Below are 15135 nucleotides of genomic sequence, written 5' to 3' on the forward strand. Positions count from 1 at the left end.
TCACTGGCACGCTCGGTTAAATCGAGCATTTTGCATATAAAGAAGCCTGTCCTTCACATGGAAAGACAGGCTTGGCAATTTATCGCTTTATATAATCGGTCAAACGGGTTAGAGCAACAGCCCCATCCAATCGTCCAGCGTAATAGGCCCGAAGTAATATGGAAGATCAAGCTGCTCAGAAACCGCTCGCAGCGCTTGCTCATCATAACGAACGCCGACAAGCTGCTCAGCGACTTCGTTGCGATCTCCACGTCCAAAGAAATCGCCATAAATAGCTGCATCCTTTATTACGCCATCCTCAACGTTCAAGCGCACATCAAACGTTCCTGCTCCTTCAATGCGCTTGCGCTGCTGCATATTAAACTGCGGCGAACGACCGTAGTTCCATTCCCAGCTGCGATAACGCTCGTCCGCCAGCTGATAGACCTTCTTCCAGTCCTCTTCAGTCAGCTTGTAGCTAGGCACTTCATCATGCCCGGCAAAAATAGAATGCAATATTTTCAAGCGGAACTGCTCGATCGTAAGCGGTTCCCGTAAAAATTCGGATATGTTGGCTACACGGCTGCGCACCGACTTCGTTGATTTCGAGACATATTTCTCGGCATTCACTTTTAACGCGCTAGCCACATTTTCCATTTCCGAGTTGAAGAGCAGCGTGCCGTGGCTAATAATTTTTCCACGCGAGTGAAACTGTGCGTTGCCGGAAATTTTGCGTTCGCCCACTTGTATATCATTGCGTCCGCTCAGCTCAGCCTCTACACCAAGCTCGCGCAGTGCTGCGACAACAGGCTCGGTAAACTTTTTGAAGTTATGAAATGAAGATCCGTCATCCTTCATAATAAAGCTGAAATTCAAATTGCCCAAATCATGATAGACTGCACCGCCTCCACTCATGCGGCGAACGATATGGATGCCATGCTGCTTGACGTAATCGGCGTTGATTTCCTCGACTGTATTTTGGTTTTTACCGATAATAATCGAGGGTTCATTAATGTAAAAAAGAAGATAGTTGTTTTCTGGAAGCTGTCTAAAAATATATTCCTCAAGCGCGAGATTAACGGCTGGATCGTGATGCTGCTCATTGCTAACAAATAACATTTGCTTGATCCTCCTTGTCGACTATTAATTTAGAAATTATACCTTTTTTGCTTTGCGCTTTTCAAGCTTATGAGGAAGTGCCATAATAGCGTGTATAGAATCCATAAATTGATAAAGCTGCGGTAAGCAGCAGATCGGAGGAAAGCATATGCACTATCGCAATTTGGGAAAAAGCGGCTTGAAGCTGTCCGCTATCGGCCTTGGCACAAATGCCTTTGGCAAGCGGGCTGACCGCCAGACGTCGATTTCTATCATTGAGCAAGCAATTGAGCGAGGCATTACCTTTATTGATACAGCGAATATTTACGCTGGCACACAATCGGAGACGATAATCGGAGAAGCGCTAAAGGGTAAAAGAGAGCAGGTCGTGCTAACCACGAAAGCGGGCTTGCCAGCAGGATCTGGCGTTTACGATCGCGGCTCATCAGCGCGCCATCTTATGACGCAGCTTGAAGCGAGCCTGCGCAGGCTGCAAACCGATCATGTTGACCTGTATCAAATTCACACCTTCGACCCGCACACACCGCTTGAGGAGACGCTGCGCTGCCTGGAGCATATGATCAGCTCGGGCAAGGTCAGATATATCGGCTGCTCCAATTACTACGCATGGGAGCTGATGAAGGCGCTGGGCATCAGCAGACAGCTTGGCATTAGCGCGTATATTTCGCATCAGACAAGCTACTCCTTGGCCGACCGCACGCCGGAGCGCGAGCTGATTCCGCTTTGTCTCGATCAAGGCATCGGGATTATCCCATACTTCCCACTTGCCGGCGGCATTTTGACAGGCAAGTATGTGCAAGGCATTCCGCAAGGCTCGAGAGCGGAAACTGATCCAGGCTTCAATCGCTTTTTCTCGGAGCACACGCTAGTGCTTAGCAAGCAGGTCGCGCAGCTTGCCCAGGAGCTCGGCACATCTCCAAATGTGCTGTCGATCGCCTGGCTGCTGCATCAGCCTGTCGTAGGCAGCGTCATTGTCGGCGCGACTAAGCCAGAGCAGCTGCTGGATAATTTACAAGCGCTGGAGCTGGAGCTTGATGCCAGCGTGCTGCAGCGACTTGATGAAATAAGCGCTCCCTTCAAGCATGGCGAGCCGTTCGCCTTTTATCGCATTTAGCATTGATTCAGTCACTTTTAAAGCCTGGTGCTCCATTTTTATTTTGGATTGCATCAGGCTTTAATGTTCGTTCGGCAAGGATACGGTTCCACCAATGTGCAGCATATTGCCGATCAGGCTGGCATTAGCATCGGTCTGCTGTACCGCCATTACAAAACAATGGATCAGCTATTCGAGGAATTGACACGGTTTGCGGACGAGGTGTATCTCGATCTTTCTTCCAGCGATGACTTGGCACACCTCTTACTGTTGATGACGCAATCCTTCTTCTCTACGGTCACGAAGGGTCAGCAAGCAGTTCTCAAACAGATCAATAGCGATCTACTGCAAACGACTGCTGAGCTTATCGCCAAAGGGCAGCGGCAAGGCAAGTTCCGTGAAGGTGATGCTGGAGGAGAAATTTTCGATGCCGTCGAGATCGCTCTTGACCTTAATATTTGAAAAGGAAGGTGAAGCGTTGTGAAGCATTCAGGCACATTTGAGGTTGTTCGGGCAGATCGCGCGGGTGTAGAGGTTAGAAACCAGATGGCAGAGATTTTCGCCGACGGCTTTTCGCAGTGGTAAAAGGCAGGCAAAGGGGATGGCTAGTCGCTAAAGAAGCTGGATAACGTTATGTGCGACCAATGAAGCCTTGCTCAGGCTAAGGAATATACAGCGTCTTATTAGGCGGTTTTCCCCGTATTTGAGGCAGCTTTCCGTACTTAAGGTTATGCATGTTCGTAAGAATGTCCATCGCCTGCAAATGGATCATTTAACGTTATCCAGATTCTTAAACCCTCACTTTTACCTTGCAAAGCGGCTTACAGCTCAGCCTTTTTGTTTAAGTATGGTCAGCAGGGAATACGAGCCCGATCTGCTTTCTTACCTCGTCCATTATTTCCATCGTTGCCAGCGAGTTGGCGTGGCTGTTTATCGGCGATTCCTTCTTGTTTTCTTCGATCAACGCTATAAAATGCTGGATCTCGTAGTACATATCATGAGTAACGGTCGGCAGCGACAGGTCATTGACCTCACCCGTTCGCGTTTTCCAGATCAGTTCATTCGGATCGCTAACCCGGTTAAGCAGAAATGAGCCTTCCTCGCCTTGAATTTCCAGCGGCAAATATGAGTTGCTAATTTTCGAGTATTGAATAACGGCATCCAGGCCGTCATATTGCATAATAATGCTGCCTTGTCCATCAACGCCGGACTCGAGCATCACTGCCGAGGCATGGATCGCGCGCGGCCTGCCAAACAGCATAACCGCCGGATAGATGCAGTAGACGCCAATATCCATTAATGCGCCATTGGAAAATTCGGGCTTAAAGGCGTTCAGCACCGTCCCTTGCTTATAGGCATCGTAGCGCGAGGAGTATTGACAAAAGCTCGCAAAATAGCGGCGTATCGTACCCAGCTTATCAAGCTGCTCGACGGCTTGCCTGAAGGCCGGCAGCGTGGTTGATTTCATCGCTTCCATAAACAGCACGCCTTTAGCGCGAGCCAGCTCAAGCAGCTCCTTAAGCTCTCTTGCATTCGAGGTTGCCGGCTTCTCACACAGCACATGTATGCCTTTGCTTAATGCCAGCTTGGCATAATACGCATGCAAATTTGTCGGCGATGCGATGTAAAGCGCCCCGATCAAGCCGCTGTCCAGCATTTCCTCAACGTCGGTAAAGCAATGCGGAATATGATGCTTGGCAGCAAAGGCCTGCGCCGTCTCCATCGCTCGGGAGCAAATCGCACTCACCTTGAAATTAGTCAGCATCGAGCCTGCGGCAATAAAACGATCACTAATAAAATTCGTTCCAATCATTCCAAACGAAACCATAACGTTTCTCTCCTTCATCTCGGTATTGTTGGGCTATGTGCAGCGCTAAGCGCTATTGCTGCGATGACTGTTGCAGCTGTCTCCATACCGACTTGTTGCTGTACGTTTTGTTAAAGCTGATTTCTTCTCCAAACCAGCTTGGCGGGGCAAATGAATCTGCTTCCTCCATCGATGCAAACTCAACCTCAACTACGATAAAATTAACCTGGTCATACACATCTATTTCCACAGTCGTATTATTCCAGGTTGCGGTAATGCGGTTTTTCGTTAGCGGTACATAGCCGCAGGCAGCGATGAGCTGCTCATAAATGACCTGAGTGATGCTGTACTCTACTTCTTCGCGAGCAAGCCCCACTCCATTTTTAAATGTATGCGTATATTCATAAGCACCCGTTGCAAGATCCTTGATCCGCCGCACGCGCAGCTCCTGATCCTCATCCAGCGCAATATAGGTTTGCTCAATCCTTTGCTCGGATTGCACAGCTATGATGCCTTGATCAACCAATTGCTGATACGGAACTTCCAATAAATACTTTCGTTCAATCTCCAACGCCATTATGTATTCCTCCTAAAAGCTTTCATAGCTAGTATCACTTCTTTGCGACAAAAAGTTGCAGCGGAAGCATGTTCCATTCTACACGCTATCAAAATATGCCGCTCTGTGCAAGTAGCGATAGCGTATGGTCTCAAGCTTGAAGCATCATGGTACAATAGAAGCAGCCAGGGCGTGTCGAAGAACGTCCAAGTCGCGTCTGAGAACGTCCAAGAACAGGTTTTCAGGCACGTCCTAATGTTCAGAAGGGAGTTTCGCAATGGAAATAACGTCAATCAAGCTGTCGCTAATCGATGAGGATAAGGAGCAGCCAAGATATCAGTTTAATGAAGAGGCGCTCGAGGAGCTTGCGAACAGCATTCGCGAAATTGGCCTGCTTTCGCCGATTAAAGTTCGGGCGATGGATAATGGCCGCTACAAAATCATTTATGGCAATCGCCGCTATAAAGCTTCTATGATGGTTGGACTCGAAGCTATTCCTTGCATTGTATCTACTGCATCGGATGAAATGGACATTTATTTGGAGCAAATTGCAGAAAATTTGACACGCGAGGATTTTTCACCGATTGAAGAAGCAGAGGCTTTCCACAAGCTGATGAATGATGATCGTTTTCGCAGCTCGAGCAAGCTGCTTTCCAGCAAGCTTGGCAAACCGGAAAGCTACATAAAAAACAAGCTGGAGCTGTTGAAATTCAGCAGCGCCGTAAAAAAGCTTATTGTAAGCGGCACGCAAATTCGCAAGGACTGTCTGACGGAGGATCAGCTTATGCCGTTGAAGGATTTGCCGCTTGAATTTCGCGATACGCTCGCTCTAACAGCGGCACGTGATGAGCTGCCGGTGAGCGATGTGAAAAAAATCGCCAAGCTGTTCAAGGACAGCTCGATTTCAGATGCAACAAAACAAAAGCTACTCATGAAAAACGGCAGCAGCTTGATTGAAACATGGTCTGTCTACGAACAAAATCGCAAGGAAAAGCTGGCAAGGGAAAAGGAGCAGAATGAAAGAGCACGGCAGGAAGAAGAGCGGAAAGCCGAAGGACAAGCCGCTGCACTGCAGTCCGGTACTGCAGACCTTGGAGCGATCCAGCCCGAAAGCAGCTTGGCAGGTGGCAGCGCGGCAGACAGCAGCTTGGCAGCGAGCAGTTCAACAGGCGGCAGCGCGCCAGACAGCAGCTTGGCAGCGAGCAGCTCGACTGGCGGCAGCGCAGAAAATCACTCCACCGCAGACAGCCATACAGCAGATCGCAGTAGAAATACTTTACCACTGGACAAGGACCAGTATGCTGCTGGTCTAGAGCAAGCGTTGCAGCAAGCAGATGCTCTGCTGCAAGAGCTGCAAAGCGGCGTGCTACAGCAGCATGAAGCCTGCGAGCAGTTGGCCGTTGATATGCTTGTCAAGCTGGAGCAGCTGCAGCAGCTATGGCAGACGATTCAGCAAACAAGCCGCATGTAGTGTGCTGCTTACAAAAAAGAGCTCAAGGCATAAGGGCATTGCACATGCATCCATTATGCCTTGAGCTCTTTTATTGGCTTGAGAAGCTATTGCTCCTTCGGTATAAACTCGAAAATCTCCCCTGATTCAAAGGTGTCGATCAAGCGGTCCAGCCATCTATAATAAGCGAGCGCTTCTTCTATTTTTTCCTTATCGCTTTGCAGCAGCTGCATCATCTGCGGATGGCCTTCATGCTGCACCATCATTGCCTCGATTTCCTTCAGACTGCGCTTGAGCGCACTCATATTTTGCTCGACTGCCTTTCTCCATTTGATCGAAAAAAAGTCACTGAAGTTTTGATACCAATCAGGGACTACCTCATATAAATCCTTGCGCGAGCCTTTCTCCCAAACCTTGTTTATCATTTTCAAATCATGAAGTGTTCTCATGCCCGTACTCATCGATGTTTTGCTCATACCCATCGTCTGGCTCATTTCATCCAGGGTTACAGGCCCACGGTTAAAATACATATTTCCATATAAATAACCGATGGAGAGTGTGATGCCATACAAATCCATGTTTTTTCCGATCGATTCGATGACGCGTCTCCTCGTATTCAGCAATTGCGAGCGCTGCTCTTCTGTTAATACATCTAGTTCATTCATTATGTGCCTCCCTGAAAGCCGTATGGCGATGCGAGCTAGCTAGAACCTGTCTAAAACCCGCTCAGTGGCCCCTTTCACCGCCTTTTCGCCCCCTGCTTCGTTTCGTTTGCGCAGGCCAACGCCCAGTACGCCTTCTCAAACGCGCCTTGCATGGAACGGAAATTCGGCGAAATTGGCTGTCCTCGGAGTCCTCAGACACGCCCTACACCATTTACACCATTGTAAATTAGCGACTTGCAGCTGTAAAGAATGTGATCTGGGCGAAAAAGGGAGTTATCCAGAGCATACAGTACGTAAAGTTTGTAAAGTTAAAACTGTACGTACTACACAAAGGCTCAGCCGCTTTGACCCCATCTGTATTTTTTTTCTACACTTATAGTGCGTGTTCAAAAGGTTCGCTATTATGAGCAGCAAGCTTGGAGGCTACTAAAAAACAAGCTTTTTGAACATCTTATTAATGTTCAAGTTGCTGTACATCACAATGAAAGGGGGATACAGCATGTCGATTATCGAAGCAAAACAATTGACCAAAATATTTGGCTCAGAGCCCAAAAAGGCGTTGTCTTTACTGCAGCAAGGCTGGACTAAAGATAAAATTTTGGCCGAAACAAAAATGACTGTCGGCGTTAATCAAGCCAGCTTTACGATAGAAGAAGGACAAATCTTCGTCATTATGGGCCTGTCAGGAAGTGGTAAATCGACACTGGTTCGACTACTCAACCGCCTGATCGAGCCGAGCTCAGGTCAGCTTTTATTCAAAGGCCAGGACATTATGAATATGTCCGTTGAGCAGCTAAGACAATTTAGACGAAAAAATGTCGGCATGGTATTTCAAAAATTCGCCTTGTTCCCTCACCGCACCGTACTCCGCAATGTGGAATACGGACTAGAGGTGCAAGGTATGGAGAAAAGCAAAAGAAAGGAAATGGCGATGCAAGCCCTCGAGCTGGTGGGTCTGAAAGGCTGGGAAAACAGCTTGCCCGATCAGCTGAGCGGCGGTATGCAGCAGCGTGTCGGTTTGGCGCGCGGCTTGGCCAACAATCCTGATGTGCTGCTTATGGATGAAGCGTTCAGCGCGCTTGATCCCCTGATTCGCAAGGATATGCAGGATGAATTGCTCGAACTGCAAAGCAAAATGAAAAAAACCATCGTATTTATTACGCATGATTTGGATGAAGCATTGCGAATAGGCGATCAAATCGCGCTGATGAAGGATGGCAGCATCGTGCAAATTGGCACGCCAGAAGAAATTCTGATGCAGCCAGCCAACAAATACGTTGAGCGATTTGTTGAGGACGTTGATTTATCCAAAGTACTGACAGCAGCACATGTAATGGAAAAAGCAGAAACGATTACGATTGATAAAGGACCTCGCGTAGCCTTGCAATTTATGCGGGAGCGCGGCGTATCCAGCTTGTACGTTGTCGATAAATCGATGCAGCTGCTCGGACTAGTAAGCGCTGAGGATGCATCTAACGCCATTAAAGAAGGCCAAAAGCTGGAGGAGCTAATCCAGCAGGATGTGCCTGAGATTGCCCCGGATACGGTGCTTAACGAGCTATTCGAGCTAATGGGCAATTCCAGACTGCCTGTCGCTGTAGTTGACAGCAATAGACGACTGAAGGGTGTCGTCATTAAAGGTGCTGTATTGGCTGCTCTGGCAGGAAATTCGTTAGCTGACGGAGGTGGCAACCATGAATCTTCCTAAAATTCCGCTCGGCTCCTGGATTGAAGCTTTGGAAAAATGGCTGGATCAAAACTTTGAGCCTTTATTCGATTTCATTACCCTCATTATACGCGGCATCGTCGACGGTTTAGAGACTGTTCTCCGCTACCCACCATCTCTTATCATTATTATTGTTTTCACGGCGCTTGCCTGGCTTATCGGCAGATGGGGGCTTGCCGCATTTACAGCGATTGGCTTGCTGTTAATTGAAAATTTGGGCTATTGGGATCAAACGATGCAGACACTTGCTCTCGTTCTGACAGCCGCTATTATTTCGATTTTGATCGGTGTTCCACTTGGCATATTATGTGCACGCAGCAACAGAATGCAGCGCATTATTACACCGCTGCTTGACTTTATGCAGACGATGCCAGCCTTTGTCTATTTGCTGCCATCGATTACATTCTTCAGTCTGGGCGTTGTACCTGGCGTAATCTCATCTATTATATTTGCGATTCCGCCGACGATCAGACTTACGAATCTCGGCATACGCCAAGTGCCAGCCGAGCTTGTTGAAGCAGCAGACGCCTTTGGTTCAACGCCGTCGCAAAAGCTGTTCAAGCTGCAGCTGCCGATTGCGATGCCAACCATTATGGCCGGCATTAACCAAACGATTATGCTGTCGCTGTCGATGGTCGTAATCGCCTCGATGGTAGGGGCACAAGGGGTTGGCGCTACCGTTTATCGTGCTGTAACTCAGGTTAAAACAGGGATCGGCTTTGAAGCCGGTATTGCGATCGTAATTTTGGCTATTATTCTGGATCGCTTTACGCAGCGCGCGATGCGCAACGGTAAAGCTGCAGAAGGCCGTTAAGCTATGATCCATGAGTCATCAAATAAATAAATTTGAAAAACAGGAGTGATTGATTTGAAGAAAAACAAGACGATGGTATTTGCTGCGATTCTGGCTGTACTGGTCCTACTTGCAGGCTGCGGTACAAACAATAATGGCAACGGGGGCAGTAATACAGATAATGCCGGCAACGGCGGCTCCTCCGACAAAAACAAAAGCATTAAGCTGGCTTATGTTGCGTGGGATTCAGAAATTGCCAGCACGAATGTAGTGAAGGAAGTACTGGAAACGAAGCTTGGCTACAAGGTTGAAATGCTGCAGGTTGACGCTGGCCCGATGTGGACAGGAATTGCCGATGGCAGCGCAGACGCGATGGTTGCCGCTTGGCTGCCTACAACGCATGAGTCTTATGTTAATGAGCTGGAAGGTAAATTCGAGGACTTGGGTCCGAACTTGAGCGGAACTAAGCTGGGCTTGGTCGTACCTGCTTATATGGACATCAACAGCATCGAGGATTTAAATGCTGAGGTTGGCAGCACGGTAGACAATACGATTATCGGAATCGAGCCAGGTGCCGGATTAATGATGAAAACAGAAGAAGTGTTCGAGCAATACGGCTTGCAGGACAACGGCTGGACCTTGATGGAAAGCTCCTCCGCTGCTATGGCGAAAGCACTTCAGGATGCGTACAGCAAGCAAGAGCCAATTATTGTTACGGGCTGGACACCGCATTGGAAATTTGCGAGCATGGATCTGAAATATTTGGAGGACCCGAAAGGCATCTACGGTGAGGATGAGCAAATTCATACTGTCGTGCGCACTGGCCTAAAGGATGATCAGCCGGAAGCATATGCGTTCCTCGACGCCTTCAACTGGTCGCCAGACGATATGGCAGAGGTTATGATGCAAATTGTTGAAGGAGCTTCTCCTGAGGATGCTGCAAAGGCTTGGGTAGAGGCTAATGCTGACAAGGTAGATGCTTGGCTGCAATAAGAGCACGTACTAAATTGTATATGGTAACATAAGCATTGAGCAGCATTAAGCAGCTTAAAGCAGCAAAGAGAAAGGGCCTGCGATGGCCCCAGTCTTTGCTGCTTTTTTCTATGTTATTACTTACACAAGCACTTCCTCTTTTACTTCAACCTGCTCGGCGGCTATCGCTTCGTCTGCTTTAGCTGTCGGCTTGGCAGGCTTTCTTTCCTTGCCCGCAAGCTCATACGGCAAGCAGAGCGGCACTCCCGTCCGCGGATCAGGGATGATGTCTGCTTCGATTCCGAATACTTCGCGCAGCACCTCGCTTGTCATGACCTCAGCAGGAGAGCCTTCGCACACGACACGACCTGTTTTAATCGCTACCATATGCTGAGCAAAGCGAGTAGCATGATTCAAATCATGCACGACCATTACAATCGTCCGCTTCTCTTCCTCATTCAAATGCTCAAGCAGCTTCAGCACCTCAAGCTGATGCGCCATATCCAGATACGTCGTCGGCTCATCAAGAAACAGCATATCGGTCCCTTGGGCCAGCGCCATCGCGATCCATGCCCGCTGCCGCTGCCCGCCAGATAGCTGGTCGACAGGACGATCATAAAAATCGATCATGCCTGTTACTTGAAGCGCCCATTCAATATATTTTTTATCTTCCTTAGTCAAGCTGCCAAAGCCCTTCTGATGCGGAAAGCGCCCGTACGATATTAGCTCGAACACCGTCAGGCCGTCTGGCGCAACAGGATTTTGCGGCAGGATAGCCAGCTCCTTGGCTATGTCCTTCGTCGACTGGCTATGAATCGACTTGCCATCCAAAAACACTGTTCCGTTGCGCGGCTTCATAATTCTCGCCATCGTTTTCAGAATAGTAGACTTGCCAGAACCGTTGGCGCCAACAAGCGCCGTAATTTTCCCTTGCGGTATGGACAGGTTCAAATCCTCCACGATCAAGCGGTCGACGTACCCAATACTTAAACCTTCTGTATATAATCGGCTCATCCATTTCCCCTCCTCATGTTTGATTATGAGTTCAAAATCATTTGATGAATCAGCTCTTTGTTTTTCTCTTTAAACAGCTCATTATGGGAGGAAACCATTCCCCATGCATGCGCATCCGGCGAAATATACTGCTTCGCTTTGTTTACCGCGTTTGCCGCATCCTGGAAGGCGCCAGCAATCAAATGCAGCTTGCCTTCATGGTGCAAAATATCGCCTGCAGCATATAGCCCTTCGACCGAGCTTTCGCTCATTGGCGTTCCTTTTACATAGAAATCATCCTTGAGCTCAATATTGAGCGGGCTGTTTTTCAGCAAATCGCTATCTCGTTCAAAGCCATGATTAATGATAACTTCATCGACCTCAAGCTCACGGGTCGTATGATCATCAATGCTTTTCAGCACGACCTTTTCAATCGTTTCATGATTGTCAGCCGCCACCAGCTTCTCAATTGTCGTATTCAGCAGGCATTCCACCGAGCTGTTCATCAGTCTGGACACTTCAGCTTCATGCCCCTTTAGCATATCCTTGCGGTAGGTCAAATATATCTTTTTCGCAATCGGCTCCAGCTCATTCGCCCAATCAATTGCGGCATTGCCGCCGCCCGATATAAGCACGGTTTTTCCTTTAAAGCGCGCCAGCGATTTTACGGTATAATGCAAATTGGAAACCTCGAATTTTTCCGCTCCTTCAAGCTGCAGCTTGGTCGGCTTCAGTATGCCTCCGCCTACAGCAAGAATGACCGTTTTCGAGTAATGCTGCTGGCCTGATGCTGTATCTATAACAAAAATGCCGTCTGCATTTTTTTGAATAGAGGTTACCTTCTCGCCCAGCACAACTTCCGGCTTAAAGGTTAAGCCCTGCTGCACAAGCTGCTCAATCAGCTTTTCGGCAGGCATTGGCGTAAGACCGCCTACATCCCAAATCATTTTTTCAGGGTAAACGTGAACCTTGCCGCCAAGGAATGGCTGAAACTCAATAATTTTTGTTTTCATTTCTCGCAAGCCACTATAAAACGCGGAATACAAGCCAGCTGGGCCGCCGCCAATGATCGTCACTTCAAATATTTCACTCATCGCTCAACACCTCTGTTTTCATTTATTAAAAGCAGTTCATGTACTTGAATTAGGCTCGGGAACGAGCTAATAAATATAAGAAGTACGGCGCGCCAATAACGGCTACGACAATGCCGACAGGAATTTCTGACGGCTGTAAAATGGTACGACCAATCGTATCGCCGGCAATCACGAGCAAGCTGCCCAGCAAAGCGGAAGTCGGAAGCATCAACTCATGTCTCGGTCCGACCAACCTTCTTGCCAAATGCGGGGCAATTAGTCCAACAAAACCGATGCCACCGCTCACTGATACGGATGATCCAGCCAAGCCTACAGCAGCGGCTAGCAGCCAAATCTGCTCCTTCTTGATTGGCGTGCCGAGCCCGATTGAGGTCTGCTCGCCAAGATTAAGCACATTCAGCACGCGCGCCTTGTAAAATACAAGCGGCAGCAAGATGACGATCCACGGCAGCAAGGCAACAACAAATTTCCAATTCGTTCCCCAAATGCTGCCCGCCATCCACGTTGCGACAAACTGATATTTCTCAGGATCAAGCCGCAGCGTCAGCACAATCATTGCTGCGCTTATGCCCGCCGCAACACCGATACCTGACAGCACAAGCCGCGTAGGCGAGATGCCCTCATTCTTTTTATAGGACAGCATAAAGATGAGCAGCGCAGCAAAGCCTGCGCCAAACAAAGCCATGATCGGCAATAAAAATATTGGAGCATTTGACGTTACCGGATAAAAGGATACGAACAGCATCACCATCAGACCCGCTCCGGCGTTAATGCCGAGAATGCCGGGATCAGCCAATGCGTTGCGTGAAATGCCTTGTAAAATCGCTCCTGAAACCGCTAAGCCCGAACCGATCAATATCGAAATGACGATTCGCGGCAAGCGAAACTCAAATAGAATAAGCGGCTGATTATCTACGCCCATGCCAAACAACGTTTTGAATACATCCAGCGGCGAAAGGCGAATATGACCCGTATTCATACTAATAATAAAGCTGAGAATGACAAGCCCGCCTATAATCAGCATAATCGTATAGGCGCGTTTTCGCTTGCGCCGATCTGCAGCAAAAATGGAAGATTCCACTTACAGCCCCCTCCTTTCCTTACGTGCCAAGTAAAGGAAGAACGGAACGCCTATAAGCGAAATAATCGCGCCAATCGGTGTTTCATAAGGCGGATTGATCATTCTCGCGCCCAAATCAGACAGCACGACCAGCAAGCTGCCCAGCACCGCCGAGCATGGAATAATTAAGCGATAATCTACGCCAACCAAATATCTCGTCAAATGCGGAATAATCAGTCCGACAAAGCTGACAGCTCCGACTACCGAAACCGCAGCTCCCGCCAAAATTAGTACGATAATCATGCCGACGAGTTTGATCAGCTTGGTACGCTGTCCAAGACCAACTGCAATTTCCTCGCCAAGGCTGAGCAGCGTAATGGAACGGGAAATGATTAGAGCACCGATCAAGGCCGCGGCGATCCAGGGAAACATAATCTCGAGATGCGACCATCTCGTGCCCGCCACGCCGCCAGCATACCAAAATGCCAAATCCTGTCCGATGCGGAAATGCAATGCAATACCTTCGCTAAGCGCAACGAGCAGTGCGCTCACTGCCGCGCCTGCAAGCACCAAACGAACTGGCGTCAAGCCGCCTCTGGCAAGCGAGCCGATCCCGAACACAAGCCCGGCGCCAAGTGCTGCTCCAAGAAAAGCAAATAAAATAAGCGACATATAAGGCAGACCAGGAAAGAATGCAAAGCATAACGCCAGCATAAAGCCCGCTCCTGCATTAAGACCTAGCAGGCCTGAGTCGGCCAGCGGGTTGCGAGTCATGCCCTGCATGATCGAGCCTGCAACAGCGAAGCAGGCGCCAACCATCGCGCCTCCCAGCACTCTTGGTAGCCGCAGCTCCTGAATAATTTGGTGATTGGTTAAATCCGGATTGAACTGAAAGACAGCTTCCCAAACCGTCGTAAACGCAATATCCGCCGCACCAAAGGAAACTGAGACGGCAATTCCAAGCAATAATGCAATAACTCCGCCAAACAAGATAAAGCTTGCTACCAATGGCCGAGTACGAATATTTTCAGTCTGTTGGATCTCAGAAGGATGAATGGATGACATCGATGTACTCCTCACTCTAACTCAATAATATGTAAGTAGTAATGATTATTAGTATCAATTTTATTTCACAGATAATGATTCTCATTGTCAAAATCATAAAATATTGTTGCTGCTTTGTCAATTTATTTTATCCTTTAAAAGCAGAAAAAGCGTAAAATGTGAATAATCGTTCAACATTTTCCATACGCTTTTTCTCCTTATGCTTCTCAATATTCGGTTATTGCCACTTTAGCTCATCCTGCATATCCCACATCGACCATGCCGCCTCAAGCAGATGTCCTTGATTGTCTCTAAAGTAAAAATATTTCGCTTCTCCTTCTCCCAGTACATGAAGCTCATCGACCTCAACCTGCTGCTGTTTCAAAAAAGCATGTGCAGCTTCGATATCCTGACAATTGATTGCCATAATCGGAAATGGACTGCCGTTGCGCATTATTTCCATTCGATTGTGGTCAGTTGTTTCAATTAATAGTGCAGCGATCGAATGCTTGTGCGGATGATGCAGCACCGCTAAAAAAGAGCCGCGATCCTTGAATCTGTTCATCAGCTTGAAATTGAGCTTTTCCGTATACCAGGCAATTGAGGCATCAAGATCATTTGTCGGAATATAAACGTAGCCAATTTGCGTAAAGTTCAGTTTGTCGCTCATCCTTCCACTCCTTAACCTGTATTGTGCCAAAGATACATGCATGCCTTGCCGTATCTTAGCCTCCTCAAATTTCGGCATTTTTCCGATAATTCCTGCTAGAGCGTGAATGCAAAC

15 protein-coding genes are annotated in these 15135 nt (G+C 48.2%); 6 read left to right on the forward strand and 9 right to left on the reverse strand.

Annotation, left to right across the window (positions count from 1 at the left end; all coding sequences use genetic code 11):
• Window positions 1–108 precede the first annotated feature (108 nt).
• A complete protein-coding gene (lplA, locus tag KJS52_RS17660; protein WP_213517759.1) occupies window positions 109–1098 on the reverse strand; it encodes a lipoate--protein ligase in 990 nt (329 codons plus the stop codon).
• A gap of 148 nt (window positions 1099–1246) precedes the next feature.
• On the opposite strand from lplA, the gene KJS52_RS17665 reads away from it, so the two are divergent.
• Both KJS52_RS17665 and KJS52_RS17670 read left to right on the forward strand, forming a co-directional pair.
• On the forward strand, window positions 1247–2212 hold the full coding sequence (locus tag KJS52_RS17665) for an aldo/keto reductase (protein ID WP_213517762.1): 966 nt from the start codon (window positions 1247–1249) through the stop codon (window positions 2210–2212).
• A 63-nt stretch (window positions 2213–2275) separates the two neighbouring features.
• Window positions 2276–2653, forward strand: a complete 378-nt coding sequence (locus tag KJS52_RS17670) for a helix-turn-helix domain-containing protein (RefSeq protein ID WP_246563694.1) — start codon at window positions 2276–2278, stop codon at window positions 2651–2653.
• 379 nt (window positions 2654–3032) lie between these two features.
• On the opposite strand, the gene KJS52_RS17675 is transcribed toward KJS52_RS17670, so the two are convergent.
• Complete coding sequence (locus KJS52_RS17675) at window positions 3033–4019, reverse strand: Gfo/Idh/MocA family protein (RefSeq protein WP_213517764.1); 987 nt, start codon at window positions 4017–4019, stop codon at window positions 3033–3035.
• 52 nt (window positions 4020–4071) lie between these two features.
• Window positions 4072–4575 (reverse strand): CYTH domain-containing protein, encoded by a 504-nt coding sequence (locus KJS52_RS17680; protein ID WP_213517766.1) that lies wholly within the window; start codon window positions 4573–4575, stop codon window positions 4072–4074.
• 256 nt (window positions 4576–4831) lie between these two features.
• Between KJS52_RS17680 and KJS52_RS17685 the strand changes: the two genes are divergently transcribed.
• On the forward strand, window positions 4832–6025 hold the full coding sequence (locus KJS52_RS17685; RefSeq protein WP_213517768.1) for a ParB/RepB/Spo0J family partition protein: 1194 nt from the start codon (window positions 4832–4834) through the stop codon (window positions 6023–6025).
• Window positions 6026–6111: 86 nt separating this feature from the next.
• Here KJS52_RS17685 and KJS52_RS17690 read toward each other — a convergent pair whose 3' ends face one another.
• On the reverse strand, window positions 6112–6669 hold the full coding sequence (locus KJS52_RS17690; RefSeq protein WP_213517770.1) for a GbsR/MarR family transcriptional regulator: 558 nt from the start codon (window positions 6667–6669) through the stop codon (window positions 6112–6114).
• 499 nt (window positions 6670–7168) lie between these two features.
• Here KJS52_RS17690 and KJS52_RS17695 point away from each other — a divergent pair, with 499 nt between their 5' ends.
• The 3 genes from KJS52_RS17695 to KJS52_RS17705 all read left to right on the forward strand — a co-directional run bounded on the left by KJS52_RS17695 (window position 7169) and on the right by KJS52_RS17705 (window position 10181).
• Window positions 7169–8377: a quaternary amine ABC transporter ATP-binding protein gene (locus KJS52_RS17695; RefSeq protein ID WP_213517772.1), complete on the forward strand. Its 1209-nt coding sequence runs from the start codon at window positions 7169–7171 to the stop codon at window positions 8375–8377.
• Window positions 8364–9209, forward strand: coding sequence for an ABC transporter permease (locus tag KJS52_RS17700; RefSeq protein WP_213517775.1), 846 nt, complete (start codon window positions 8364–8366; stop codon window positions 9207–9209). Before KJS52_RS17695 ends, KJS52_RS17700 begins: the two co-directional genes overlap by 14 nt.
• Before the next feature lie 72 nt (window positions 9210–9281).
• The gene (locus tag KJS52_RS17705) at window positions 9282–10181 is read left to right on the forward strand and encodes a glycine betaine ABC transporter substrate-binding protein (protein ID WP_213518264.1); all 900 of its coding nucleotides are present in this window, start codon (window positions 9282–9284) and stop codon (window positions 10179–10181) included.
• A gap of 120 nt (window positions 10182–10301) precedes the next feature.
• Here the strand turns inward: KJS52_RS17705 and KJS52_RS17710 are convergent, their stop codons facing one another.
• The 5 genes from KJS52_RS17710 to KJS52_RS17730 all read right to left on the reverse strand — a co-directional run bounded on the left by KJS52_RS17710 (window position 10302) and on the right by KJS52_RS17730 (window position 15021).
• Complete coding sequence (locus KJS52_RS17710; RefSeq protein ID WP_213517777.1) at window positions 10302–11174, reverse strand: ABC transporter ATP-binding protein; 873 nt, start codon at window positions 11172–11174, stop codon at window positions 10302–10304.
• 23 nt (window positions 11175–11197) lie between these two features.
• Window positions 11198–12247, reverse strand: a complete 1050-nt coding sequence (locus KJS52_RS17715; protein WP_213517780.1) for an NAD(P)/FAD-dependent oxidoreductase — start codon at window positions 12245–12247, stop codon at window positions 11198–11200.
• A 49-nt stretch (window positions 12248–12296) separates the two neighbouring features.
• Window positions 12297–13271: a FecCD family ABC transporter permease gene (locus KJS52_RS17720; RefSeq protein WP_213518266.1), complete on the reverse strand. Its 975-nt coding sequence runs from the start codon at window positions 13269–13271 to the stop codon at window positions 12297–12299.
• Between the two features lie 57 nt (window positions 13272–13328).
• Entirely contained in the window at window positions 13329–14372 is a 1044-nt protein-coding gene (locus tag KJS52_RS17725) for a FecCD family ABC transporter permease (protein WP_213517781.1), read from the reverse strand.
• Window positions 14373–14589: 217 nt separating this feature from the next.
• Entirely contained in the window at window positions 14590–15021 is a 432-nt protein-coding gene (locus KJS52_RS17730) for a VOC family protein (protein ID WP_213517784.1), read from the reverse strand.
• Window positions 15022–15135 lie beyond the last annotated feature (114 nt).

Source organism: Paenibacillus montaniterrae (assembly GCF_018403185.1).
Lineage (GTDB): Bacteria > Bacillota > Bacilli > Paenibacillales > Paenibacillaceae > Pristimantibacillus > Pristimantibacillus montaniterrae.